Here is a 23,016-nt window from a genome sequence, read left to right on the forward strand (position 1 = left end):
CACTATGCAAAAGTTTACTGGCGCAATCATCATATTGATGTGTGTCTTCGGCGGATACGTCTGGGCCGGAGGCAGTCTAATGGCCATTTGGCAGCCGGCAGAAATGCTGATCATTGTCGGCGCAACCCTGGGCTCATTGATCATAGGTAACCCGCCTCAAGTATTGAAAGAGATGCGCAGCCAACTGCGCGCTATCGTATCGCCTCCCAAAGATGAACGTGAGTTCTACATGGAGCTTATGGCACTGCTGCAAGTGCTACTTGAGACCGTGCGCAGCGGCGGCTTCAAGGCGCTCGATAAGCACATTGAAAACCCAGAGCAGAGCGATATTTTTGCTCGCTACCCACGTGTTAGCCGTGACTATCGCCTAGTTTCTTTCATTACCGACAATTTACGTTTAATGGCAATGGGACAAATGTCGCCTCATGAGTTAGAGGGACTACTAGAGCAAGAAATTGAAGCCATCGAGGCTGATTACATGCAGCCGGCTCGCTCTATGCAACGTACAGCGGAAGCCATGCCAGGCTTCGGTATCTTGGCCGCGGTTGGTGGCATCATCATTACGATGTCCGCAATTGATGGCTCGATCGCCATGATTGGCTATCACGTTGCCGCCGCTCTAGTAGGCACATTTATCGGTATTTTCGGTTGTTACTGCTGTTTAGACCCAGCAAGTAACGCCATGGCTCAACGTGTTAAACGCAACATGTCCGCCTTCGACTGCACTCGCGCAACCTTGGTTGCGTATGTAGCGAAGAAGCCGACATTGCTGGCGATTGACGCAGGCCGCAAGCACATTCAGCTAGACATTAAACCGACCTTTAACCAAATGGAGGTGTGGCTCGCTGAACAGGAGGGATAATGCAAAAACATGAGCAAGTAGTCTTCAAACGCGCCAGTCGCAGTCATCACCATGAATCTCATGGCGGTGCGTGGAAGGTGGCGTTTGCCGACTTTATGATTGCCTTGATGGCATTGTTCCTCGTACTTTGGGTCATGCAGGTCGTCGATAAAGAAGAGCGCAAAGCGATTGTTGCTCATCTGCAAATGGCGAGCGTGTTTGACCAGAGTACCGGTAATCTTTTCGATACCTCGCAAAGTATTTCTCCTATCGACCTAGCTACGGATTCGTCCGTAGCTAGTCGTCACGACTCAGTCCACACAGTGAGCTCTTTTTTTCAGGGCGATCGCGAAGGGCCGGAGTCAGACTCTCTCATCGATGGCACCTTTGATACCCAAGAACGCTTGGCTGCGCTTGCGCAGGTGATCAATGACATGGTGCGCCAAATCAACGCTGAGGGAAATGTCGACGTCACCGTCACCCCGCAAGGGCTGCGCATTGTGCTGCAAGATGACTACAAGCAAAACATGTTTCGTCGCGGCGGCTCAACCTTAACCCCGTTCTTTGAAGACTTATTGCTCGCGCTAGCGCCCGTATTTGAGCGCGTTGAAAATCCAATGATCATTAGTGGTCACACGGATTCGACACAGTATCGTCAAACTTTCTCAAGTAAGTCTAACTGGGAGCTTTCATCGTCGAGAGCTAACACCGCAAGGCACACCCTAGTGTCTGGGGGCATGCCTGAAAAGCGTGTTCTACAAGTCACGGGAATGTCGGATCGCGCCCTACTGAACCATTCAGAGCCGTCATCGAGTGAAAACCGTCGCATCGAGCTGTTTATCTTGACCACTCCAGCGGCTGAAGTGATCAGCACCCTGTTTGGTCAACAGCCAAATAACGAACTCGAAAAGGCGCGAGAAAAGGCGAAGTTCAACCAACCGGTATTCCGAACCGATACTATCCGTTTCGATACCGACACTGCGCCAAGCTCCACCACCGACGCCCAAGCGCTTTAACTTGCACCTCTCTTTGGGTGTTCTATCCTTGAAGTAGAACACCCTTGATATGTCGAAAGTTTCTTATTGAGCACCGAATCAGTAGAGTGTGTTATGCGACGAACTATTCCCCACATGCCAACGAAGGCAAACAAAGCTCCAGACGGACTACAGAAGGCATTTCTGTGGCTAATCATTGTTGATTATGCGCTACTTGCCCTGTTCCTGAGCCAGCTCACCACACTGTCGCTCAGAGGCGGCACCTTCATCAGTTTGCTTCTGGTGGTATACAACATACTGCTGACGTTTATGTGCTTTCGCCGAACCCATCGTCAAGACGCTTATATTATCTATCCGACAATATCGGCTACGCTGCTGGCGTTTGTTTGCTTTTTGTACTTCTTCTTTTTGGTATAAAAAGAACCTTCAATTGTTAATCAAAGCAAGTAGAAAGGGAAAGGAAATACAATTGGAAAAGACAAAAAAAGGGCGACTAAGCCGCCCTATCTAATTCTATTTCTGATTCAGTTTTTGATGAATCCGTTTAACGTTGAGATCTCTTTTGACTGAAGCAGCCGATACTTTAGACATCTGACTAGCAGCCGAAGGTTCAAATTTGACCAATTTCATTGAATAGTCATACTCTCCCCACGCAATCAAACCTAGTCCTTTACACGCTATCTCACCATTGGTACCAACTAAACAATCTGTCACACTAGAGCCGTCATCCAAGTTGAACGTACTCAAACGAGCCCCATATTGATACTCGTTAGTATATGAGTACTTTTCACCAACTTCTCTGTCTTCATTAGTCGTTTCTAACAGCTCTTCTTCAAAGAATCTGACCATAAGGCTTCCGAGTAAGTAGCTTGTTTGCGGTACGGTTAGCTCTGTTTCTCGAAACGTTTCAACGGTCACTTTTTCTTCAGAAGTTTCATTTCCATCTGGATCAATCTGCACGAAATCATATGTAAGTGTTGAAGTATATGTACCATCACCGTTTTCTACCACCTGGTAGACAGAACTTTCGACCCAACTACCATCATCAACCTTCCAATAATTTCTATAAGTAACTACTTGTTCAGTTTCTTCAATTACAAGCTTTTGGTTTGCTTGATTAAGAAAAGTATATGTACCACTCTGACTAGAAAAGTAATCACTTATCTCAATTTGGTTTTTCTGGGCATACTCCAGACCTACAAGATTACCATTATTATCGATAACCGTCTGACCGTTAATTTGAATTTCACCTTCCACATTCAAAATAGCATCACCCGATGCAAAAGCCGATGTCGCACCTAACACTGACGACAGTGCCACTACTAGTAGTTTTTTATTCATTGTTACATCCATATATTATTATTTTATTGTTAGTTTTCCTGAGACAACCAATTTTTCCGCTATATCACCACTGTCTTCATTACTTGAAGATAGAGAAAATACAGCCTTGTCTTGTTCGTTCTTCGCGACAGATATAATGACATCTTCTGTAGAAGACACCTCAATCTGACTGAACTGTGCACCATCACTGTCCTCGACAATAGATGCTCTTTTCTTAAACTCATCCCCGCTCTGACTGACAGAGTCGACGGACGAACTATCGCCATCGCCTCCACAGCCCGAGAGAAGTAAGCTCAAACTTGCTAGAAGCAAATATTTCACGCACTCTCCTTATCTATATGGTTTAATGCAGTGATATTTATATCAGAGGCTTACAACATCATTGCAACCAATTGATTACAAATGAGACTCACATCAACAACCGTTCAGTTTTTTATTTAAACTCATAAATAAAAACCTAAAAATATGATTAGTTATAAAATTAAATGCTAGAAGCAAAATATCACCTGTCGAAAAATTAATTATTTCAATATATCAATAATACCCCATACATAAGTAATATTTATTTAATAACCGAAAGCTTATGGCATTGAAAATATATTACTTCATTGCTATTTAAGTAATGCCACTACTGTATGTCTGCGAACATTCGCTTGGGCATTAAGAGCTTGGAACGTGGTAGTAAAGTCTTGGGAGAGTTGATTAAAGCTTGAGAGCTGTTGATTGACCTGCTCGGTTGAAGGGAGGTTGGATTGACTCTGGATTCGCGTCATTTGCGTATCCAGTTGGGATTGGAACTGTCTGGCTTCGTTTAAGCTCAGCTGAGCTTGTTTGAGGTGCTGGTTAACCTTAGCGATGGACTGTATGATACCGTCGCGTGAGCCAAGGTCGAATTTAAGCTCTGCCATACCGTCTGGCTCAGCTTGGATAGAGAAGGTGTTAGCTTGCCCGGCAGGGAAGCGGTGCCCTTCACCCGTAACACGCACGTGCTGCTGCATCGCTGCGTATGCCGACTCATGGACTTCAAATACGATGCTGCCATCGTTGGCAAGAGATGCGCGCATCCCCATAGGAATCACACTGCGGTCGAGCTGTTTCACCGTGCGCTGTCCATCCGATAAACCATCAAACTGCAACATAACGGAGCCGCCGCTCGGAAAATCTAGACGCACCTGCTCTGCACGTTCACTCATGCGGTGTACGTTCAAACCAGGAATAGAGAATCGTCTGACATCGGCGGTGTCGAGCTTTAGATGCAGCTCGTTATCGACCACTCGTTTACCATCAAAGCGCGCTTGATTCAGCGTGGCTTCAATCATGTTCTTAGAACGGGCAAGCTTGTCAGTAGTTTGCGGTGATGCACCGTGTGATAGTGCTTGAGTTAACTGCTTTTTCACTTGAGTGAGCTCTTTACCCACACCTTGTAGCGCCTTAGTCGCAATTTGAACTGAGGTCGCGTGCTGCTGACCTTGGGTCAATAGCACGCCAGAAAGTGAATACGCCGAAGCGATTTCCGCTTGTGGTTTAAGCAGATGTTTTGATAAGGAAGTGGCGGTATCAGAAGCCTGGGAGGGAGCAATACTCGTGGTGCCCTGCCCTGTGAGCTTAATACTATGCGGCCTAACTTCAACCGTACTTACTGCCATACCATCATTCCTTGAAACGTGTTACCTAAGACCTAAAGCGACCGCTAGATGCGGTCGAATAAAGAGAGATCATTTATCTTCATATAACTGGCCTGCGTTGCTTGCAGCGCAGCCATGTAGTTGCTCAGCCGAACTGAGGCTTCACCATAGTCGAGGGCGGAGACATCACTGGTCACCTTGTCGACAAATAGCTTATTTTCCACATGCGCACCATCCATCAAATCGAGGTTGTTGTGGCGTCCACCGATTTGAGTCATCGCACCCAGAACGTTACCTAAGGTATCATCAATGGCGTTGAGGCTAGCTTCAACTTCATTTTGAAAATTTGGACTCGGGCTCTTAAATTCAGCAATCAAACGATCGATTTGATTCAATACGTTATCGCCTCCACCCAAATCGAGAATTTCTTGAGCCGTGGTGTTGGACTCCATGGTCACCCCTTTTGCCACGGTCACAACACGCTTGTCGCTGTTGCCATCTAGGGAATAGACACCGCCACCCGCATCAGAAATAGCTGGCGTATCGGTTTTAGTACCCGAGAACAGATAGTGCCCTTCTTCGTCTTGCGCATTAAACGACGACTGCACCGATTCGCGTAAGCTCTCAAGCTCAGAAATCATGCCTAAGCGGTCTTCATCCGTTAAGGTGCCATTCGCCCCCCAGAGCACCAACTCACGCATGCTTTTCAGACTCTCGTTAACCGAATCCAGGTGCACCTCTTGGCTCGATAGCGTGGTTTTCACATTGGCGATATTGCGCTGATACTGAGAAATCGCCGCGCCTTCACGGTCAAGGTTGAGCAGCTTAATGGACGCCATTGGGTCGTCAGATAATTTAGTGAGTCGATCACCTGTGGCCATTTGCTGCATCACTTTACCAAGCCCTGCGTTATTGATTTGCAGGCTTTGCAGCATCATCTGGCTAAATTGAGTATCACTGATTCTCATGGTCTCTCCTTAAAATAGCTGCAATACAGAGTCAAACAGCTGATTCGCTGTGCTGATCACTTTCATATTGGCATTATGGGCATTGGCAAAGGTCATTAGGTTTGCCGCCTCTTCGTCACTGTTTACGGCACTGACGTTGTCGCGCGCTGCAACCGCCTGATCCGACATCGCTTTTTTCGCCTGATAATCAGACTCTGCTTGTCGTGCTTTAATGGCTGTTTCACCGACCATAGCGGTAAACGCATCATTTAAGGACAGCGAGCCAAGTCCTGAGATCGCCACTGGCTTATTGCTGATAGCAATCAAATCCTTGAGATTGTCACTGTTACCCGGATTACCGTCGGCAGAAAATGCCAGCTCATCGGCGGTAATATTGGTGATATCTAAGCTTGCGGCTGGGTTCGCTGGATCATAGGTAAATAGCGGCGCACCTGGGTTACCATTTAGATCTAAACCCGCAGCGAGCACGGCATTAAATTCATCGGCAACACTACGTGCCATGTCATCTATAGCTTGTTGATTAGGTACAAGTACATCAACTTGGTAGTCATGAAGTGCGCCTAGCTTGCCGCCAATATCTCCTTTTGCTGCAAAGGTTTGATTACCAAATTCAATGTGCAGATCTGCAAGGTACGGGTCACTTGGGTCTGGAATTGCCTTAATCACGCTCGAGTCCGAGCCCATCACAAGTGGCTGACCTGACGCCAAGGACACTTGCACGCTGCCATCCGGTTGGTCGGTGGTTTTCACCGCCATAATGGTCGACAGCTCTCCAATGAGCGCATCACGAGTATCCATAAGCTGAGAGGCGTTGCCTCCGGTGCCTTGCATCTCAACGATCTGCTTGTTTACTTGAGCAATGTTCGCCATCAAGCTGTTGGCATGAGACAGCGCAGCATTGCGCTGATCGTGTACATCTTTATGCTGATTGTGCAGCGATTCGGTGAGCGTGTTGAATCGGCGCGCTAAGGCTTCTGACTCGTTGATCACTTGCTGACGCAGCGGCGTCGATTCTGGCTTAGTCGTCGCATCATTGAGCGAGGCAAACAGACTATCGAGTCCTGCAGACAAGCTAAAGCCATCTGCGCCCAGCATGTTTTCTAGTTGGCTCATGGCCGACAAGTATCCCGCCGAATAATTGGCTTCACTGGCTGTCGACCAGGTTTGTTTCACTAGGTATTGGTCTGTCACACGGCGTATGCTGGTGACTTCGACCCCCATGCCTGGTGAGTTGAAATCGTATTTTCCGCCCGCCACCGAAGACATCAAGGCTTGCTGGCGGCTGTATCCTGGGGTGTTCACGTTAGCAACGTTTTGCGCCGTGACATCGAGTGCCACGCGGTTGGCATTCATGCCTGAAAGCGCGATATTAATAAGGCTCATTGCAGTTAACGCTCCGTGATTTTCATTAGAGGCTGAGAGAAGGCCATGGTCATGGCAGCCTCACGAGGAGACTGAAGATTAAAGGCGGCGGAAGTGGACTCGTCGTTAACTGACAAAGACGCGTTTTTATCACCCAATGCATGAGTTTGTGATTTGCCTTCCATGTCATTGGCTGAGCCCATGGCTTGCACGCGCGCGGCATCAAACTGCACCTCTTGATTAGAGCTTGCACTTTGGGCTGGTCCCAATTGCTTAACCAACATATCGGCGATACCCGAGTTTTGTTTCTTCGCCAGCTCGATAGAGAGCTGACCATCGTGCATATCGCGAAATACCCCATGCTGCTGGGAAGAAAAAGGACTATCTTCATCGGCAAGCACATCGCTACTGCTGCGCATCTGTCTGAGCACCATCTGCAAAAACATGGCTTCAAACTGACCTGCCACCTCTTTTAGTGCTTCTGGGCTATCATTGCTGTGTCTGATGTTAGTCAGCGCAGCGTTGTCGTGATACAGCATACTGTTGACACGAGTCGTGTCGTTCATGGCATCTATTTTCATCATCGCCTCCTAGATCACTACCAACTCAGCATTCAGTGCACCTGCTTCATGCAGGGCTTGCAGAATGGACATCAAATCGGTTGGTGTTGCGCCTAAGCTATTGACAGCGTTTACTATCGTGTTCAGCTCCGTCCCTTCCGGCCAGATCACCATTTGCGCTTGGTCTTCGTTAATGTCGATCTTGGTCTGGTCGACAACCACGGTATCGCCATCAGCGAACGCGTTTGGCTGACTAACTCGCTGTGACTCACTGATAGCCACAGTAAGGTTACCGTGACTGACTGCCGCCTCGGTGACTTTGACATTCTTACCGACTACAACGGTGCCGGTGCGCGAGTTGAACACGATACGAGCTGGCTTACGCCCCTCAACAACACTCATCTCTTCAAGCATCGACATCATGGTGACACGTTGCTGGCTGTCTTTCGGTGCACGCATATCAACACGTACCTTGTTGACCGCAATCGCGACCTCAGGGCCAAAGGTGCTGTTGATTTCACGGGCGATGTTCTTCGCTGTGGTGAAGCTTGCCTTACGAAGGTTCAGCGTGATTTGTGGACGCGAGTTAAAGTCCGATGGGATTTCACGCTCCAGTGTTGCCCCATTGGGTACGCGACCCGCGGTTGGCGTATTTACCGCAATCTTAGAGCCGCTGCGCCCTTCAGCAGAAACGCCGCCCACAACCACATTACCTTGTGCAACCGCATACACCTCGCCATCAACACCGCGCAGCGGTGTGAGTAGCAATGTACCGCCACGTAAGCTCTTAGCATCACCAATCGATGACACCACGATATCCAGCATTTGACCCGGGCCTGCCATTGGATCAACAGAGGCCGTCACGCTCACCGATGCCACATTACGCAGCTTAGGGTTAGCGTCATCACCAATCTGCACACCGAATTGACGCAGCATGTTAGTAATGGATTGTGCCGTGAACTTCACCTGGTTTCGATCACCCTGACCATCAAGACCCACGACCAAGCCATAACCCACCAATTGGTTAGTGCGCACACCTTGCACATCGACAAGGTCCATAATCGGAATTTCCACTTCAGCGTGAGCGGACGGCATCAAGATAATCGCCGATGCGGTCATCAATGCCGTGAAAAAAGTATCAAGAAAACGACGAGTGTTAAGCATTAAAACGGCATCCATGGGCTAGTAAAGAACTGCGTTAACCAACCAGCTGAGTTGCTGTCGGCTAAGGCTCCGCGTCCTGAGTAGGTAATGCGAGCATCACCAATTCGATGAGAGAACACTTGGTTGTAGCGGTCGACGTCATCGGCTCTGACGATTCCTGTCACACGAATGAACTCATCCCCTTGGTTAAGACGAATCCATTTTTCGCCGCTGACTTTCAGTACGCCGTTAGGCATGACTTCATGGACAGTGACCGTGATAGCCCCTTCAAGCTTATTGCCCTGAGAGCTCGCTGCGCTGCCATCAAAGGCTCGGCTTCCACTGATACCAACGGCGGTTTCATTTAACGTTTTTCCGCCTACGGTCGCCGCGCCAAAGTCGACATTGGAAGACTTACCAAACTTGGTGTCGGCTTTCTTGCTTGATTGGGTTTCTTCTACAAGAAGAATCGTTAGCACATCGCCGACGCGATAAGCGCGGCGATCTTGAAATAACGTGAGGTTATATTGGTGACGATACAAACTGCCATTGGTCGCCTCTGGCAACGCATAACTAAGCTCTGGTGGCGCGTACTTCTGCTCGTCTGGCTCTGGCGGCACAAACTCAGGTCTAGAGGCACACCCTGCCAATACCAGCAAGCTCAGCAGCGCTATTCTTCTCAGAAGAACGGTGCTTCGCGTCAAAAGGCTTCGAGAAAACCATTTCATGTCACAACTTCCTTTCACGTTATTTCCCGCTAACTTAACCGACCGAATTACACGGCTTGGGCAACAAACTTAAGCATGTCATCGGCAGCCGACACGACCTTGGCGTTCATCTCGTAGGCACGTTGAGTGGTGATCATGTCCACCATCTCTTCCACGACTTGCACGTTGGAGCCCTCCAACGCGCCCTGTTTAATGCTGCCCGCACCTTCTTCACCAGCGATGAGTTCTTCCGCCTGACCGCTCGCTTCCGTTTCTTTAAACAGGTTGCCACCAATCGCCTCTAGGCCAGCGGGGTTAATAAACTTAGCCAACGTTATCTGACCAAGCTCTTGCGGAGCCGGACCATCTGCCGTTGTCGTGGTGACCGTGCCATCCACACCAACCGATAGCGTCAACGCGTTATCTGGGATCTGGATTTGTGGCTCAAGAGGCAAGCCCTGACTGTTGACCATCAAGCCCTCGGAGTTGACATGAAACTGGCCGTTGCGGGTATACATGATTTGACCGTCAGAGTTTTCAATCTGGAAGAAGCCTTGCCCCATAACCGCAAGATCCAATTCTTGCCCTGTGTTCTGTGCACTCCCCTGAGTGAAGACTTTCTGTGTACCGACAACACGAACACCACTACCAAGCTGCACACCGGTTGGCAGCTGATTCACTTGGTCTACTTGTGCGCCCGGTTGGCGCTGAATGCTGTAGAACAGGTCTTCGAAGACCACTCGGTCACGCTTAAAACCGACCGTATTAACGTTGGCTAGGTTGTTTGAGATTGCCGTCATTTTCGTGTCTTGGGCGGCCATCCCTGTTTTACTGACCCATAATGCTGAATGCATGGTTTACTCCTTTAAACGCGACTAGCTCGCGCTCATTAATTTATTTCCTGATTGCGCTAGGGTTTCTGCGGTTTTCATCATGCGGATCTGCATTTCGAAGTTGCGCGTTAGCGACATCACACTGAGCAGTTCATCGATCGCAGACACGTTACTGCTTTCGATGTGCTCTGGGGCAAGGTTAACGGTGGCATCGGCAGCAAAAGGCTGACCATCCAAGCTGTGTAGCAGGCTGTCGCTCTCTTTTTGCAGTTGGGTAATGTCCGGCTTCACCAGCTTTAATGTGCCAACTTCCACCTCTGCACCGCCACCAGGAGGGATCACCGAGACACGTCCACGCTCACTGATTTCCACCTTCTGAAATTCCGGTAGCACCATAGGTCCGTTATCACCGACAACCGCAAAGCCGTTGATGGTCATTGCGCCGAGGTCATCAACCTTAATGTTACCGGCACGCGTGTATGCCTCGTTGCCTGCTGGCGTTTGCACACTGATGTAGCCCTCGCCCATGATGGCGATATCCAGTGGACGACCCGTTTTAACGACGTCTCCAGAATCAAAACGAGTTGCTGCTGAGTTGGTGACCACCATAGTGCGACCATCAAAACCAGAGCCTTGCAGTGGAACGCTGTTTACGCGTTCCATATCCGCGCGAAAGCCCGCGGTGTCGGCATTCGATAGGTTGTTGGAGCGAACGTGCTGAGCTTTAAGTACTCGGCTGGCCCCCGTTGTCGCAGTAAATAGCAAGCTATCCATAGGTTAGATTCCTATACCGCGTTAAACAGAGCTTGAGTCAGCTTGTCAGATGTAGAGATTGTCTTCGCATTCGCCTGATAGTTGCGCTGGGCGGTCATCAGGTTCACGAGCTCAGAGGTCAAGTCCACATTAGAACCCTCTAGTGCACCAGGGGTGAGATCGCCCAAAACGCCGGTACCTGGTGTACCAACTACGGGTGCGCCTGAACTAAAGCTCTGTGTCCAGGCGGTACCATTGGTTTTGGCAAGACCTTGAGGGTTGGCGAAGTTAGCCAGTACGACCTGACCTTGAAGCTGAGATTGACCGTTGGTGTATGTTGCGAACACCATGCCGTTGTTCTCAACGCGAACACCCGCAAGTTCACCGGATGTGTAGCCATTTGGGCTATTGGTGCTAACACCAAACGAAGCGCCAAATTGGGTGCTGCCAGCTAGGCTAATATCGATGCTCATTGGGTTGGCACCGGCCGCAGGGAAGCTGATATTCGTCGTACCTGTTGGCGAGTTTAGTGTGCCGTCTGGGTTAAAGGTGACAGGAACCGTTGAAACAGGTGTGGTACCACCATCGACTTGAACGTTCACTTCCCAAGTGTTGTCCGCTGTTTTCGTGAAGTACTGCGTTACTGTATGAGAGTTACCAAGCGAGTCGTACACCTTAGAGGTGTAAGATGAGTTGAATGAGTCTGGGTTATTTGGGTCAAAAGGCGTGACCGTTTGATCGATGGCTGTCGCACTTGCATCAAAGTTGGCGACGAAATCCAATTTGTCGGTGGCTTTTGCCGCTAACGAAGAGGTGCTGATCTTGATGTCGCCAACCGCTCCGTCAAGCAGATTGTTATTGCTATCGACACCGTAGCCCTGAAGCTTAGCGCCAGTGTTACCCACTACAAAGTTGTCTTTGTCAGTACCAAACACACCCGAACGGGTGTAAAGCGTCTGCCCCATCAAGTCTTTCGTCACGAAGAAACCATTGCCATTGATGGCAAGATCCATCGCACGGCCCGTACCAGAGACTGAACCATTCTTATCGAAGTTTTGCGAGATAGATGCTACCTCAACACCGCCTGGCTGCATGCCATTGTAAACCGCAGAGAATTCGGTGCGCGCCTCTTTAAAACCGTAGGTCGACGCGTTAGCAATGTTGTGGCTGATGGTGTTTAGCTGAGTATTCGTGGCGTCCAAGCCGCTTAAAGCAATATTAAAACTCATGATGTCCTCTTTATTCTGATAGTTTTGTTGGTTTTACACTCGGCGCTAAGCACCAAACTGACTGATTTGATAGAAAGGCACGTTACCGACACCCGCGACGTTGACCATGGCGGCGCCGCCACTACTTGGAATACGAACCTGCTGCACTTCACCAGCCAACATCACTGATGGTGATGCTTGTCCTTCTTGTACCTCTACCGAAACGCTGTACTTACCAGGTTTGAGCCCCAACTCTTCTGGGTCGATAGAAAAATCCACATCCCCAGCCGGATGAGCACCCAGTGGCACCTTGGTTTTTTGCCCAAACTCATCTTCGACGACTAAGGTCACTTGGCTTGATGAATGTGCTAGCTCTACACGACCTTTCTGAGCGCCGTCACTGAGCTCAAATTCGTTACCATTGACGTAGACGGTTTGACCAACCAAGCCTGCCGTCGACAGCACCTGCATGTTGTCGAGTAGCACCATGCTGTTTTGCATCAGCATCGACATGTTCTCGGTACTTTGAACCTGAGAGAACTGTGCTAGCTGACTGACATACTCAGTACCATCGAGTGGGTTGAGTGGGTCTTGGTTTTGAATCTGCGCCACCATCAAGGTGATAAATTCATTTTGAAGTGAGCTGGCACTATTAGAATCTTGAGGATTTGCCGACACGCCTGCATTCGCTTGCTGGCTAACCGGAGTGTCCGTATCCAATGCGTTGAACTGTGGAATACTCATTAGCTACCCTGCCCTAAACGAAGCAGGCCCTGCTGCATACTTTTCACATTCGACAACACTTCTACATTGGTTTCGAAGCTGCGAGTGGCCGACATCATGTCCGCCATTTCAGAAACCACATCGACACCCGGGTAGTAGACATAACCCTCTTCGTTTGCCAACGGGTTATTCGGTTCAAAGCGCTGTTCAGCCTGAGCGCTGCCTTGTACCACATCGACAATGCGAACCTCGGCATTGGGATACACACCCTGCTGGCTCGCCAGTTGTGTTTGGCTATACACAGTGGCAAACACTGGTTTAAGGGGTTTATAGGCATCATCTGGATTGGCCGATACCGCATCAGCGTTGGCCAGGTTACTGGCTACCGTATTAAGTCGAACGGTCTGCGCGGTCATCGCAGAGCCAGCAATGGAATAGATATCAGTAAATGACATGATTAACGTCCCTCAATCGCTTTCGCCAGCCCATTAAACTTCATGTTCATGAATGTCAGGCTGGTTTGAAAATCCATGTTGTTTTGAGTGAATTTGGCTTGCTCAACACCCAGCTCAACCGTATTGCCATCCTTGCTGTTCTGGTACGGCACCGAATACTGGGTAGCGATATCCAATTTAGGCGTAGCGGTATGCACACCATTGGCGCTAGCTTGCTGCATCACTGTGGTAAAACTCAGGTCCTTAGCTAGGTACCCAGGCGTATCGACATTTGCTAAGTTACTTGCAAGCACCTTGGTTCTTTGGACTCGAAAATTCAGTGCTTCTGGATGTACACCTAATGCACTGTCAAAACTGATTGCCATGTCTCTGTCCTTAAATGGGCGATAGTCACAAAGAAAGAACAAGATACATGCCAACTTTTAAAGCCAATAAAAACAATGAATTACACAAAACAAAGGAAGCGGAACTTCCGATTTACGGAAGCGAGAGACAGGATGGGGAAGTGGATTTTGGGCTCGTTTTTGAGCCTTTTACTCAGTAATCATGCCTTAGCGAACGAGCTCAAAATGACTCAAATGAGTATTGAGCAAGTTGTGCGACAAGCACTGAATTCCGAACTAGAACAGCTAGCTGCGGCGCATCACTGGGACCACTACGAGGCAAGGCTAGTGATATTGGTTCCAGAGTCAGCAAAACATCTCAATCGCTGCCTTTCACCGCTCATTACGAGCAGTCGCGATCACCAAACACTGCCTGTTGGCAACCTTAAACGCAGCGTCAGCTGTGAGGATGGCAGCAATGACTGGCGCATCAATGTCAGCATCCGAGCCACGTTGTCGCTACCTGTGGCCGTTGCCAGCACCACGCTCAATCGACATGACAACATCGACTCTCGCTCGATACGCCTAGAAACTCGAACCCTATCGCGGGCGACCTCGTTTGTTACCGACCTCTCCACATTGCAGGGTAAGCAAGTCACGCGACGCATGCGCACTGGTCAAATCATCGATAGCAAATTTGTTAGTAGCCCTCCGTTAGTCGAAAAGGGAAATGAAGTGGTCATCATCGCCGAAAGAGATGGGTTCAATGCGACAACCAAAGGGATTGCGCTGGAAACCGGCGCGTCAGGAGAGCAAATAAAGGTGCAAAACAGCCAATCTAAAAAAGTCATTCGGGCGGTCGTGTCTGGTTTGAACCAGGTTCACACTCAATTTTAAATTTCTGACTCAAGGTAACATTTTTCAATCAATGCGCTCGAAATGTCATAGGGCATTGAGATAGAAAAAAAAGAGCAACAAATTTAGCTGGGCAGATTTAATACTGATGCTCGCTTTGTCGCCCTATACTGTTATCGACATATTGATAGGACAGCAACACAATGAAAATCGACAAAGTGGCCGGCGGACATGTCCCACAAACCAACTTCAATCAGTCTAAGACTCAAACGCCTGAAGCACCGGCACGTAAGACCGTTTCACAAGCCGCATTCAATGCAAATACAGCAGCACTAGACAAGGCACAAGCTGAGCTTGCTGCAATGCCAAACGTCGATATGGCGAAAGTGGAAGCGGTACGAAATGCACTCGCAAACGGTGAGCTTGGACTGGATGTCAAAGCCCTTTCGCAAGCTGTGATGCGTTTCCATACCGGTCACGAGTCCTAAGCGAACCACCCATTTAGTGGAGTAATCAAGATGGCCACCTCGAAAACCGAGCTCGTGCAGAACTTTGTCGTTAGCATTTCTGAAGACATCAAACTGTATCGCAAGCTGCTCTCATTGCTGCAGCACCAAAAAGCCCTGTATCTAAAATTCGATGGTGAGTCACTAAGTCACAACATAAGCAAACAGCTGCCAGTACTTAAGCAGCTTGGCCACAATGCCAGCCAGCGTAGTCGGCTTCTTAGTCAGCTAAATTTGCCCTGCTCGGAACAAGGGGTTGAGCGTTTAGTCAGAGCACTACCTATCAAGCTGTCTGACAATGTCCGCAAACAGTGGCAGATCCTTGAATCACTCATTAAAGAGTGCCAAAAATACAACCAAGAGAATGGACAAAGCTCCGCGGCTTTTCATGAACTATTGGGAGAGCTGACCGGGCGAGAGCAACACAGTTATGAGGAACATGCACGCTCGCTGTAGAGTCAGCTCGAGAGTCAGTCACTGGCTGCTTTGGTTAGTGATTGGTTTGCTGTGCATCTGGCACACCCAAAGTGATGCCAAACCTGCTCAATCTGATGTGGCACCGCATATTGCCACGCTCAAGCCGTATCAAAATCATATCATTAAGAAGTTTGAAGAGTTCAGCCCACTGGTGGATGAGATATTCAAGCAGCTTAAACAAAAATCGCTACCAGACAGTTTAGTCCTGGTCCCCATGCTCGAGTCCTCCTATAACCCCAAAGCCGTCTCTCCTGCCAAAGCCGCCGGGCTTTGGCAACTGATGCCAGCCACCGCCACACGCTTTGGGTTAACCGTAGACCAAAACCTCGACCAGCGCTTTGAGATTGAGCCGAGTACTCGTGCTGCGATGCAGTATCTGTCGTTTCTGTATCGCAAGTTTGATGGTGACATCAACCTCACTTTAGCGGCTTACAATGCGGGTGAAGGACGAGTTCAACGCGCCATCAACAGAGCAGGCAGTCGAGAATTTACCAAGCTGACCTTACCCAATGAAACCGTCCATTATGTGCGCCGCTTTTATGCTCTCATGACGCTGGTTGACATCTCATCTCTCAAGCGTGATCGCGTCGATACCCTATGGCTGTTCGCCAGTGAGACATCATGGCAACAAGCGCCGTTAATTGACCTGACGCCTCTACCGCCACTTATCTCTCTCTAGTCTTGTGTGACCAGCAATCATAATCTGACATTTGTGGGTTTTCAGAATGCCATTCACTGGTAAGATGCTGGCATTGTTCACTCCATCCCAACGCTAACATCTCAATGCATAACGAACGCAAAGCCCTGCTATTTGGGTTATCCGCCGTCTTATTGTGGTCTACCGTCGCAACCGCATTTAAGCTCACACTGGCTGAATTCACGCCCGCTCAAATGGTCGCGGCTGCTTCTGTCGCCTCAACGATCGCTCTGATTATTGTGTGCGCGATGAAAGGGACACTTTCTCAGCTAAAAACAACCTTTATATCAAACCCTTGGTACTACTTGTTGCTTGGGCTAATTAACCCGTTCGCCTACTATCTCATTCTATTTAAGGCCTACGATCTACTGCCAGCCTCCCAAGCTCAACCCATTAACTACAGCTGGGCCATTACACTGACCTTAATGGCTGCCGTGTTCCTAAAGCAGAAAATCCGTCCGCAAGATTGGTTTGCGTGTGCCTTGGGGTATCTCGGTGTGGTGGTTATCGCCACTAAGGGCGATGTATTGGGACTTCAATTTGATAGCCCTGCTGGTGTGGCACTCGCCCTGCTCTCCACACTATTGTGGGCAGGTTATTGGATCCTAAACACCAAAAACACGGCCGATCCAGTTATCGGTGTACTACTTGGCTTTTTGGTTGCTCTGCCCTTTGCGTTTGGTGTTGCCATCTACGAGGGCGCCACATGGTCTAACATCACGCTGAAAGGCTGGCTTGCGGTTAGTTACGTCGGACTGTTTGAGATGGGGATTACTTTTGTCCTTTGGCTTAGCGCACTAAAGCTAACTCAAAACACTGCGCGTATCAGCAATCTTATTTTTGCCTCGCCGTTCATCTCACTCATGCTGCTGGCCACAATCATCGGCGAAGAGATCCATCCCTCTACATTGATAGGTTTAGTGCTTATTGTCATTGGTCTCATCGTTCAACAGCTAAAAAGAAAGCCTCAGCCACAGGAATAGCTGACAACATCGCAAAACCCAACACTTAGCGTCGCGAGAGCTCACTCTCGCGACACTTTCCGATATTTTTTCCTACTCTTTTTCCTTTGCCTTCAATGATGATGCTTTAATTACACCCACATTATCAGCATAAAACACTACCTTTTATCGACCGTTCAGACATACCGACCAATCATTGATTAATTTCGTCGCTTCTTGCATTGCATCCTGCTGAAATTTCTGTAGAAATGGAGGGGTCGGAAATAATTTTTTATCGTTTCGTAAACTATTTTTTACAGCGACTTTATTACGGATAATAATCATAAAAGGACTCGTGTCATGGATACCTCTATCCCTTCTGAGCCAGCATCACGCCCTGGCCTTTCCCATTTAGTGCGCTCTCTTGGCCCTGGCATTATGATGGCTGCCGCAGCAGTCGGTGGCTCTCATCTTGTCGCCTCAACAAAGGCGGGTGCCATCTATGGCTGGCAGCTCGCTGCGCTGATCTTGCTCGTTAACCTGTTTAAATACCCATTCTTTAGAGCAGGAGTGCAATATACCGTTGGTACGGGTAATAGCCTGATTCAAGGTTATGAAGGATTGGGTCGCGGCTACCTATGGGTGTTTACGCTACTTACCGTCGTTTCCGCTGTCGTGAACACAGCAGCTCTACTGTTGTTTAGTGCCAGCTTGCTTGGTTACTTCCTACCGTTCGAACTCTCATCACTTGTGTTATGCGGCATCGTACTCGCAACATGCGTCGGTATTTTGTTTGCGGGTCACTATAAAGCGCTCGACGGGCTCTCGAAAGCCATTATGGCGACGCTGACCGTTGCCACCGTCACAGCCGTCATTATTGCGGCATCAAATGGCAGTGTTGCACCGGCAGATTACCAAGCGCCATCACCTTGGACCATCGCCGCTATCGGCTTCATTGTTGTGACCATGGGCTGGATGCCAGCGCCTATCGAGATCTCCAGCATCACATCTATGTGGCTGAAGAGCCAGTGTAAAAAGCAGAAGGTAACCGCTGAATCAGCGCTGTTCGATTTTAACGTCGGTTATATCGGTACGGCTTTATTAGCCTTGGTGTTCGTTGCACTTGGTGCACTGGTGATCCACGGTTCTGGAACAGAGCTGTCTGCATCAGGTGTAGGGTTCTCACATCAATTGGTGGGCATGTATGCGTCAACGATTGGTGAATGGTCGCGCTACCTCATTGCTGTCATCGCCTTTTTCTGTATCTTTGGTAGCACGATTACTGTAATTGATGGCTACTCGCGCGCAATTGCTGAGTCACAACGCCTGCTTCAGAACAAAACCGAAGAGAACCCGAAATCCTACCAAGCATGGGTCATTGTGGTGTCTATTGCGGCTATCTCGATTATCGCTTTCTTCGCTAAAGCACTGATGCCAATGCTCGACTTTGCGATGATCATGGCATTTGTCACCACGCCGGTGTTTGCACTGCTTAACTATATTCTGGTATCAAAAGCCACGCTGCCACCAGTGTTGCAAATGGGCAGCCGTCTAAAAGCGCTGTCGATTGTAGGTCTGATTTATCTATTTGGATTCTTAGCCGTATTCGTTTGGTGGAAGTGGTTGATGTAGCGACATCACTCGCTTTAAATCGAAAGGCCTAGGTATGATCACCTAGGCCTTTTAGTAGAGAGAGGAAAATATAGCCTTACTACGCCATGGCTTCTAAAAACTCATTCACTTCTTGGCGCACCGACGCTACGTGGCTTCCAAAAATGATTTGAATGTTTTGTCCCTTGTTCACCAAACCCATTGGGTTCGACTCTTGGATTTTCGCCTCATCCACTAATGATGGGTCACGAATTTCGACGCGTAATCGGGTGTAGCAGTTTTGCACATCGATGATGTTGTTTTTACCACCTAGGCCTTCAATGATAGCAACCGAGTTAAACTCACCGACTGCACTATCAATCGCCGCCGTCTTGTTGCGATTCTTGTAGTCGTCTTTGGTTTGTAGCTTCATTTCCGCTTCACCACGACCAATGGTTTTCAGGTTAAGGTGCGTGATCAGCGCGCGGAACACAAAGTAGTACACGGCGAGCTGAACCAGACCAATCGCCACGTACATCGGCCAATCGGTTTTATCGGTACCTAGTGGGATGTTGTAAACGATGAAGTCGATAAGACCACCTTTACCTACCGCCACGACATCCAGCAGAGACAACACAGCCATAAATAGGCCAGTTAGGATAGCGTGCACAACAAACAGGATTGGCGCGACGAAAAGGAATGAGAATTCAATCGGCTCAGTAACACCCACCAAAATAGAAGACAGCACTGCAGGGAACACAATCGCTTTCACTTTTTCGCGCTTGTCTTGGTCAGCACAGTGGTACATGGCTAGACCCGCACCCGTCAAACCGAAGATTTTTACTAGGCTGCGTGAATCAAACACGATTGAGCTAGAAAGACGCGTCGTCTCTGGGTCACCAATTTCAGCAAGGAAGATGTTCTCGATGCCGCAGTAGTTTTGACCTGCCACCATGGCACAACCACCAAGATCAGAGAAGTGCATTGGCACCCAAAGCAGGTGGTGAAGACCAGTTGGAATAAGGATACGCTCTAGGAAACCGTACACGCCAACGCCCATAGAACCTGCGCCGCGAATGCTCTCGCCAAAGCCGAAGATAGCATGCTGAACCGGTGGCCAGATGTGGGTGAACAGAATACCAAGGCCAATCGCAACCGGGATCATGATAATCAGTACCAGACGAGATTCACCGTATAGTGATAGTGCGCCCTTAAGTACCTTTTGGCTGTATTTGTTGTGGAAGTAAGCGTTAACAATACCGATCAGCATACCAACGAAGATACCCGTATCGACCACTTGCAAACCAAGAATGCTCGCCTGACCGGTGCCCCCCAAGTCACCATCTAGTAGCAGACCATTGAACTTCATATAGGTATGCATGGTGTAAAGGTAAATGAAGTAGATGATCAGCGCGTTAAAGCCAGCAAGGTGCTTGTCTTTTTTCGCAAGCCCCATCGAAATACCGACAGCAAAGATGATATGCAGGTTAATAAGAACGCTCAGCGTCGACCAAACCAACACTTCCCCCATCCCTTTAAAGAAAGGGGCATCTAAGAAAGGCAGTACTTCGACAATGCCAGGGTTGGTTGTTGCCGCTCCGATAGCAATCACAAAACCCACTAGTGGAAGGACATATATCGGTGCCAGCATGGCGCGCGATAAGTCACTCATATAAGTGGTTATAGCTTCTTTGTTCATTATTGATGTTCCTAAATACGCTATTAATTATTTTATTTCTGCAAATCACTTTATTCAGAAAAGAAGTCATAACAACTTTGTTGTACCTAGAATGTGATGAATGACCTAATATAGAACCAATTTATTATGTTATTGTGATATTGATATAACCAATAATTTTTTGGAAATGACATCGTGCTATACGTAAAAGTATTAGAGAGCTTAAAAGAGAAGATCAACGCGGATGTGTACTGCGTTGGCTCAGCATTACCGACAGAAAAGCAGTTAATTGAAGAGTACCAAGTCAGCCGCATCACCATTCGCAAGGCAGTGGATGAACTGGTTAAACTCAAGCTGGTCGAAAAGCGCCGTGGGTCTGGTACCTATGTACTGGAAAAGCAATATTCGCATCAGCTTAATAGTTTGGCCGGTACCTCTGAAATTCTGACTCACAACAATAAGACCGTGAAGTATCAAGTGACGCAATTTTTGATGAGTAGTGATAATGCACCCGTCCATAAACTCCTAGGACTCAAACCCAATGAGCCCTTGTATTATATACGTCGAGTGAAGTTTATTGATGACCAGCCAAGGATTGTCGAAGACAGCTATATGCCAGTTGCACTGTTTCCCGACCTCAATATCTCTACGTTACAGAAATCGAAATTCGATTATGTCGAACATGAGAAAGGAATGCTGATACAAGGCAGTCGCCAAGAGTTCACCGCCGTCGACTCTGATGAGGAGATCATGGCCCTACTTGGAATGGAGAAAAGCCACCCAATCATGAACCTGCGCTCAATATCCAACCTCGAAGATGGGCGTTATTTTGATTATACCGAGGCTTGGTTTCACCCTAACGCTCACAAGCTGGCTATCTACTTATCTCGTAAAAGAGGGCATAGAAAACCCGTATTTCCATAACCAATCCCAACTATTGTTTGAATACGATCACACATTAAAGGTATTTAATTTGTCACATCACAACAAATCCATAGGATAAGACCTATTAAAGATAGGTTATAAATTACATGACCTTTTAAACATCCGAACAGCATTCAAAAACAAATTGGAGTTGGTTATGACCAAACAACCACAAATCATCGCAATCGCAGGCGGCGGCTCAACATACACTGCCGGTATCGTTAAAGCTCTTCTAATGAAAGGGGATGACTTCCCTATCGCGGAAATCCGCATGTACGACATCGATGCACAGCGCCAAGACAACGTTGCAGTATTGGTGGACTACGTGGTCAAAACTCATGCTCCACACGTGAAACTGACAGTGACGACGGAACCGGAAGTGGCTTTCTCTCACGCTGACTTCGTGTTTGCTCAAATCCGCGTAGGTCAGTACAAGATGCGTGAAACCGACGAGAAGATCCCACTTCGTCACGGCTGTGTAGGCCAAGAGACTTGTGGCGCTGGCGGTCTGGCTTACGGCATGCGTACTATCTTCCCAATGATTGAACTTATCGATCATATGGAGCGCTTTGCTAAAGAGTCTTGCTGGATGCTGAACTACTCAAACCCAGCGGCGATTGTGGCTGATGCAGTTCACCGCCTACGTCCAAACGCTCGCGTACTTAACATCTGTGATATGCCAGTGGCAATTGAGCGTAACCTATCAAACATCCTTGGTGTGAATCGTTATGATCTCGACGTTGAGTACTTCGGTCTGAACCACTACGGCTGGTTTACGTCTATCAAGGTTGATGGCGAAGAGAAAATCCCATTCCTTCGTAACCACATCCAAAAATTCGGCATGTTGACTGAAGAAGAAGTGGAGAACGCGTGTCACTCTGAACCTTCTTGGATCAAGACCTTCAAGAACACTCAGCCACTAATGCAGATGTTCCCAGAGTACGTGCCAAACACTTACCTTCAATACTACCTAATGGCTGACGATATCGTGGCTCAGTCTAACCCAGAGCACACTCGTGCTAACGAGGTTATGGAAGGTCGTGAGAAGAAGATGTTTGAAGCAATTGAGCAAATCAAAGCATCAGATGGCAACGTAGAAGGTAAGTTCCACGTTGGCGTGCACGGTGAGTTTATTGCAGACGTAGCGATGTCTATGGCTTATGACCTACGCCAGAAGTGGCTAGTGATCATTCCTAACAACGGCATCATCAAGGGCTTACCAGATGACGCGATGGTGGAAGTGCCTGCGCTACTCGGCCGCGATAAAGTTTACCCAATCCAAGTGGGTGAAGTGCCACACTTCTACCAAGGCATGCTGCAGCAACAACTAATGTCTGAGAAGTGCTTGGTTGATGCTGCAATTGAAGGCTCTTACGACAAAGCGCTACAAGCCTTTGCGCTTAATAAGACCATTCCATCAGCGAAAGTGGCGAAGCTTATCCTTGATGACATGATTGAGGCGAACAAAGAGTACTGGCCGGAACTTAAGTAATCCAATCCCGACCCTTGAA

Annotated in this window: 26 protein-coding genes; 11 read left to right on the plus strand and 15 right to left on the minus strand. The window is 48.4% G+C overall.

Annotated elements, in window-relative coordinates; all coding sequences use genetic code 11:
• Positions 1 to 4: 4 nt before the first annotated feature.
• From motA to AC6I8U_RS15950, 3 genes are all read left to right on the plus strand, one after another.
• The gene (gene motA, locus AC6I8U_RS15940; RefSeq protein WP_042477846.1) at positions 5 to 862 is read left to right on the plus strand and encodes a flagellar motor stator protein MotA; all 858 of its coding nucleotides are present in this window, start codon (positions 5 to 7) and stop codon (positions 860 to 862) included.
• Entirely contained in the window at positions 862 to 1,857 is a 996-nt protein-coding gene (locus AC6I8U_RS15945) for a flagellar motor protein MotB (protein WP_252013028.1), read from the plus strand. Before motA ends, AC6I8U_RS15945 begins: the two co-directional genes overlap by 1 nt.
• A 93-nt stretch (positions 1,858 to 1,950) precedes the next feature.
• Positions 1,951 to 2,253, plus strand: a complete 303-nt coding sequence (locus AC6I8U_RS15950) for a hypothetical protein (RefSeq protein WP_128648354.1) — start codon at positions 1,951 to 1,953, stop codon at positions 2,251 to 2,253.
• Positions 2,254 to 2,349: 96 nt separating this feature from the next.
• On the opposite strand, the gene AC6I8U_RS15955 is transcribed toward AC6I8U_RS15950, so the two are convergent.
• The 14 genes from AC6I8U_RS15955 to flgB form a co-directional block, all read right to left on the minus strand.
• Positions 2,350 to 3,177: a hypothetical protein gene (locus AC6I8U_RS15955; protein WP_498017347.1), complete on the minus strand. Its 828-nt coding sequence runs from the start codon at positions 3,175 to 3,177 to the stop codon at positions 2,350 to 2,352.
• A gap of 18 nt (positions 3,178 to 3,195) precedes the next feature.
• Positions 3,196 to 3,498: a hypothetical protein gene (locus AC6I8U_RS15960; RefSeq protein ID WP_498017348.1), complete on the minus strand. Its 303-nt coding sequence runs from the start codon at positions 3,496 to 3,498 to the stop codon at positions 3,196 to 3,198.
• Positions 3,499 to 3,788: 290 nt separating this feature from the next.
• Positions 3,789 to 4,823: a flagellin gene (locus tag AC6I8U_RS15965; protein WP_498017349.1), complete on the minus strand. Its 1,035-nt coding sequence runs from the start codon at positions 4,821 to 4,823 to the stop codon at positions 3,789 to 3,791.
• A gap of 44 nt (positions 4,824 to 4,867) precedes the next feature.
• The gene (gene flgL, locus AC6I8U_RS15970) at positions 4,868 to 5,770 is read right to left on the minus strand and encodes a flagellar hook-associated protein FlgL (protein WP_234494795.1); all 903 of its coding nucleotides are present in this window, start codon (positions 5,768 to 5,770) and stop codon (positions 4,868 to 4,870) included.
• Between the two features lie 9 nt (positions 5,771 to 5,779).
• Positions 5,780 to 7,153 (minus strand): flagellar hook-associated protein FlgK, encoded by a 1,374-nt coding sequence (gene flgK, locus AC6I8U_RS15975; RefSeq protein ID WP_234494796.1) that lies wholly within the window; start codon positions 7,151 to 7,153, stop codon positions 5,780 to 5,782.
• Between the two features lie 5 nt (positions 7,154 to 7,158).
• Positions 7,159 to 7,713 (minus strand): rod-binding protein, encoded by a 555-nt coding sequence (locus AC6I8U_RS15980; protein ID WP_128648351.1) that lies wholly within the window; start codon positions 7,711 to 7,713, stop codon positions 7,159 to 7,161.
• Positions 7,714 to 7,722: 9 nt separating this feature from the next.
• The gene (locus tag AC6I8U_RS15985; RefSeq protein WP_234496144.1) at positions 7,723 to 8,811 is read right to left on the minus strand and encodes a flagellar basal body P-ring protein FlgI; all 1,089 of its coding nucleotides are present in this window, start codon (positions 8,809 to 8,811) and stop codon (positions 7,723 to 7,725) included.
• 44 nt (positions 8,812 to 8,855) lie between these two features.
• Positions 8,856 to 9,563 carry a flagellar basal body L-ring protein FlgH gene (flgH, locus tag AC6I8U_RS15990; RefSeq protein WP_042477837.1) on the minus strand — a complete coding sequence of 236 codons (708 nt, stop codon included), beginning with the start codon at positions 9,561 to 9,563 and terminating at the stop codon, positions 8,856 to 8,858.
• Positions 9,564 to 9,610: 47 nt separating this feature from the next.
• Entirely contained in the window at positions 9,611 to 10,396 is a 786-nt protein-coding gene (gene flgG, locus AC6I8U_RS15995) for a flagellar basal-body rod protein FlgG (RefSeq protein ID WP_252013022.1), read from the minus strand.
• Positions 10,397 to 10,417: 21 nt separating this feature from the next.
• The gene (locus tag AC6I8U_RS16000) at positions 10,418 to 11,149 is read right to left on the minus strand and encodes a flagellar basal body rod protein FlgF (protein WP_042477831.1); all 732 of its coding nucleotides are present in this window, start codon (positions 11,147 to 11,149) and stop codon (positions 10,418 to 10,420) included.
• Positions 11,150 to 11,160: 11 nt separating this feature from the next.
• On the minus strand, positions 11,161 to 12,357 hold the full coding sequence (gene flgE / locus AC6I8U_RS16005; RefSeq protein WP_446569917.1) for a flagellar hook protein FlgE: 1,197 nt from the start codon (positions 12,355 to 12,357) through the stop codon (positions 11,161 to 11,163).
• A gap of 45 nt (positions 12,358 to 12,402) precedes the next feature.
• Positions 12,403 to 13,080, minus strand: a complete 678-nt coding sequence (gene flgD / locus AC6I8U_RS16010) for a flagellar hook assembly protein FlgD (protein WP_498017350.1) — start codon at positions 13,078 to 13,080, stop codon at positions 12,403 to 12,405.
• Positions 13,080 to 13,514, minus strand: coding sequence for a flagellar basal body rod protein FlgC (gene flgC, locus AC6I8U_RS16015; RefSeq protein WP_042477826.1), 435 nt, complete (start codon positions 13,512 to 13,514; stop codon positions 13,080 to 13,082). Before flgC ends, flgD begins: the two co-directional genes overlap by 1 nt.
• A 2-nt stretch (positions 13,515 to 13,516) precedes the next feature.
• Positions 13,517 to 13,879 (minus strand): flagellar basal body rod protein FlgB, encoded by a 363-nt coding sequence (gene flgB, locus AC6I8U_RS16020; RefSeq protein WP_042477824.1) that lies wholly within the window; start codon positions 13,877 to 13,879, stop codon positions 13,517 to 13,519.
• Positions 13,880 to 14,083: 204 nt separating this feature from the next.
• On the opposite strand from flgB, the gene flgA reads away from it, so the two are divergent.
• From flgA to AC6I8U_RS16050, 6 genes are all read left to right on the plus strand, one after another.
• Positions 14,084 to 14,734 (plus strand): flagellar basal body P-ring formation chaperone FlgA, encoded by a 651-nt coding sequence (flgA, locus tag AC6I8U_RS16025; protein ID WP_498017351.1) that lies wholly within the window; start codon positions 14,084 to 14,086, stop codon positions 14,732 to 14,734.
• A 161-nt stretch (positions 14,735 to 14,895) separates the two neighbouring features.
• Entirely contained in the window at positions 14,896 to 15,180 is a 285-nt protein-coding gene (gene flgM / locus AC6I8U_RS16030) for a flagellar biosynthesis anti-sigma factor FlgM (RefSeq protein ID WP_042477817.1), read from the plus strand.
• A 30-nt stretch (positions 15,181 to 15,210) separates the two neighbouring features.
• On the plus strand, positions 15,211 to 15,654 hold the full coding sequence (locus AC6I8U_RS16035) for a flagellar protein FlgN (RefSeq protein ID WP_042477816.1): 444 nt from the start codon (positions 15,211 to 15,213) through the stop codon (positions 15,652 to 15,654).
• Positions 15,638 to 16,354, plus strand: a complete 717-nt coding sequence (locus AC6I8U_RS16040; protein ID WP_498017352.1) for a lytic transglycosylase domain-containing protein — start codon at positions 15,638 to 15,640, stop codon at positions 16,352 to 16,354. Before AC6I8U_RS16035 ends, AC6I8U_RS16040 begins: the two co-directional genes overlap by 17 nt.
• A 104-nt stretch (positions 16,355 to 16,458) precedes the next feature.
• Entirely contained in the window at positions 16,459 to 17,355 is an 897-nt protein-coding gene (locus tag AC6I8U_RS16045; protein ID WP_498017353.1) for a DMT family transporter, read from the plus strand.
• Positions 17,356 to 17,673: 318 nt separating this feature from the next.
• Positions 17,674 to 18,945, plus strand: coding sequence for an NRAMP family divalent metal transporter (locus AC6I8U_RS16050; RefSeq protein ID WP_498017354.1), 1,272 nt, complete (start codon positions 17,674 to 17,676; stop codon positions 18,943 to 18,945).
• A gap of 79 nt (positions 18,946 to 19,024) precedes the next feature.
• On the opposite strand, the gene AC6I8U_RS16055 is transcribed toward AC6I8U_RS16050, so the two are convergent.
• Positions 19,025 to 20,602 (minus strand): PTS transporter subunit EIIC, encoded by a 1,578-nt coding sequence (locus tag AC6I8U_RS16055; protein ID WP_252013014.1) that lies wholly within the window; start codon positions 20,600 to 20,602, stop codon positions 19,025 to 19,027.
• A 174-nt stretch (positions 20,603 to 20,776) separates the two neighbouring features.
• On the opposite strand from AC6I8U_RS16055, the gene AC6I8U_RS16060 reads away from it, so the two are divergent.
• Both AC6I8U_RS16060 and AC6I8U_RS16065 read left to right on the plus strand, forming a co-directional pair.
• Positions 20,777 to 21,505, plus strand: coding sequence for a GntR family transcriptional regulator (locus AC6I8U_RS16060; protein ID WP_052413449.1), 729 nt, complete (start codon positions 20,777 to 20,779; stop codon positions 21,503 to 21,505).
• A 157-nt stretch (positions 21,506 to 21,662) separates the two neighbouring features.
• Positions 21,663 to 22,997: a 6-phospho-alpha-glucosidase gene (locus AC6I8U_RS16065; protein ID WP_042502015.1), complete on the plus strand. Its 1,335-nt coding sequence runs from the start codon at positions 21,663 to 21,665 to the stop codon at positions 22,995 to 22,997.
• The last annotated feature ends 19 nt before the right edge of the window (positions 22,998 to 23,016 follow it).

The organism is Vibrio sp. KUL80 (assembly GCF_059725495.1).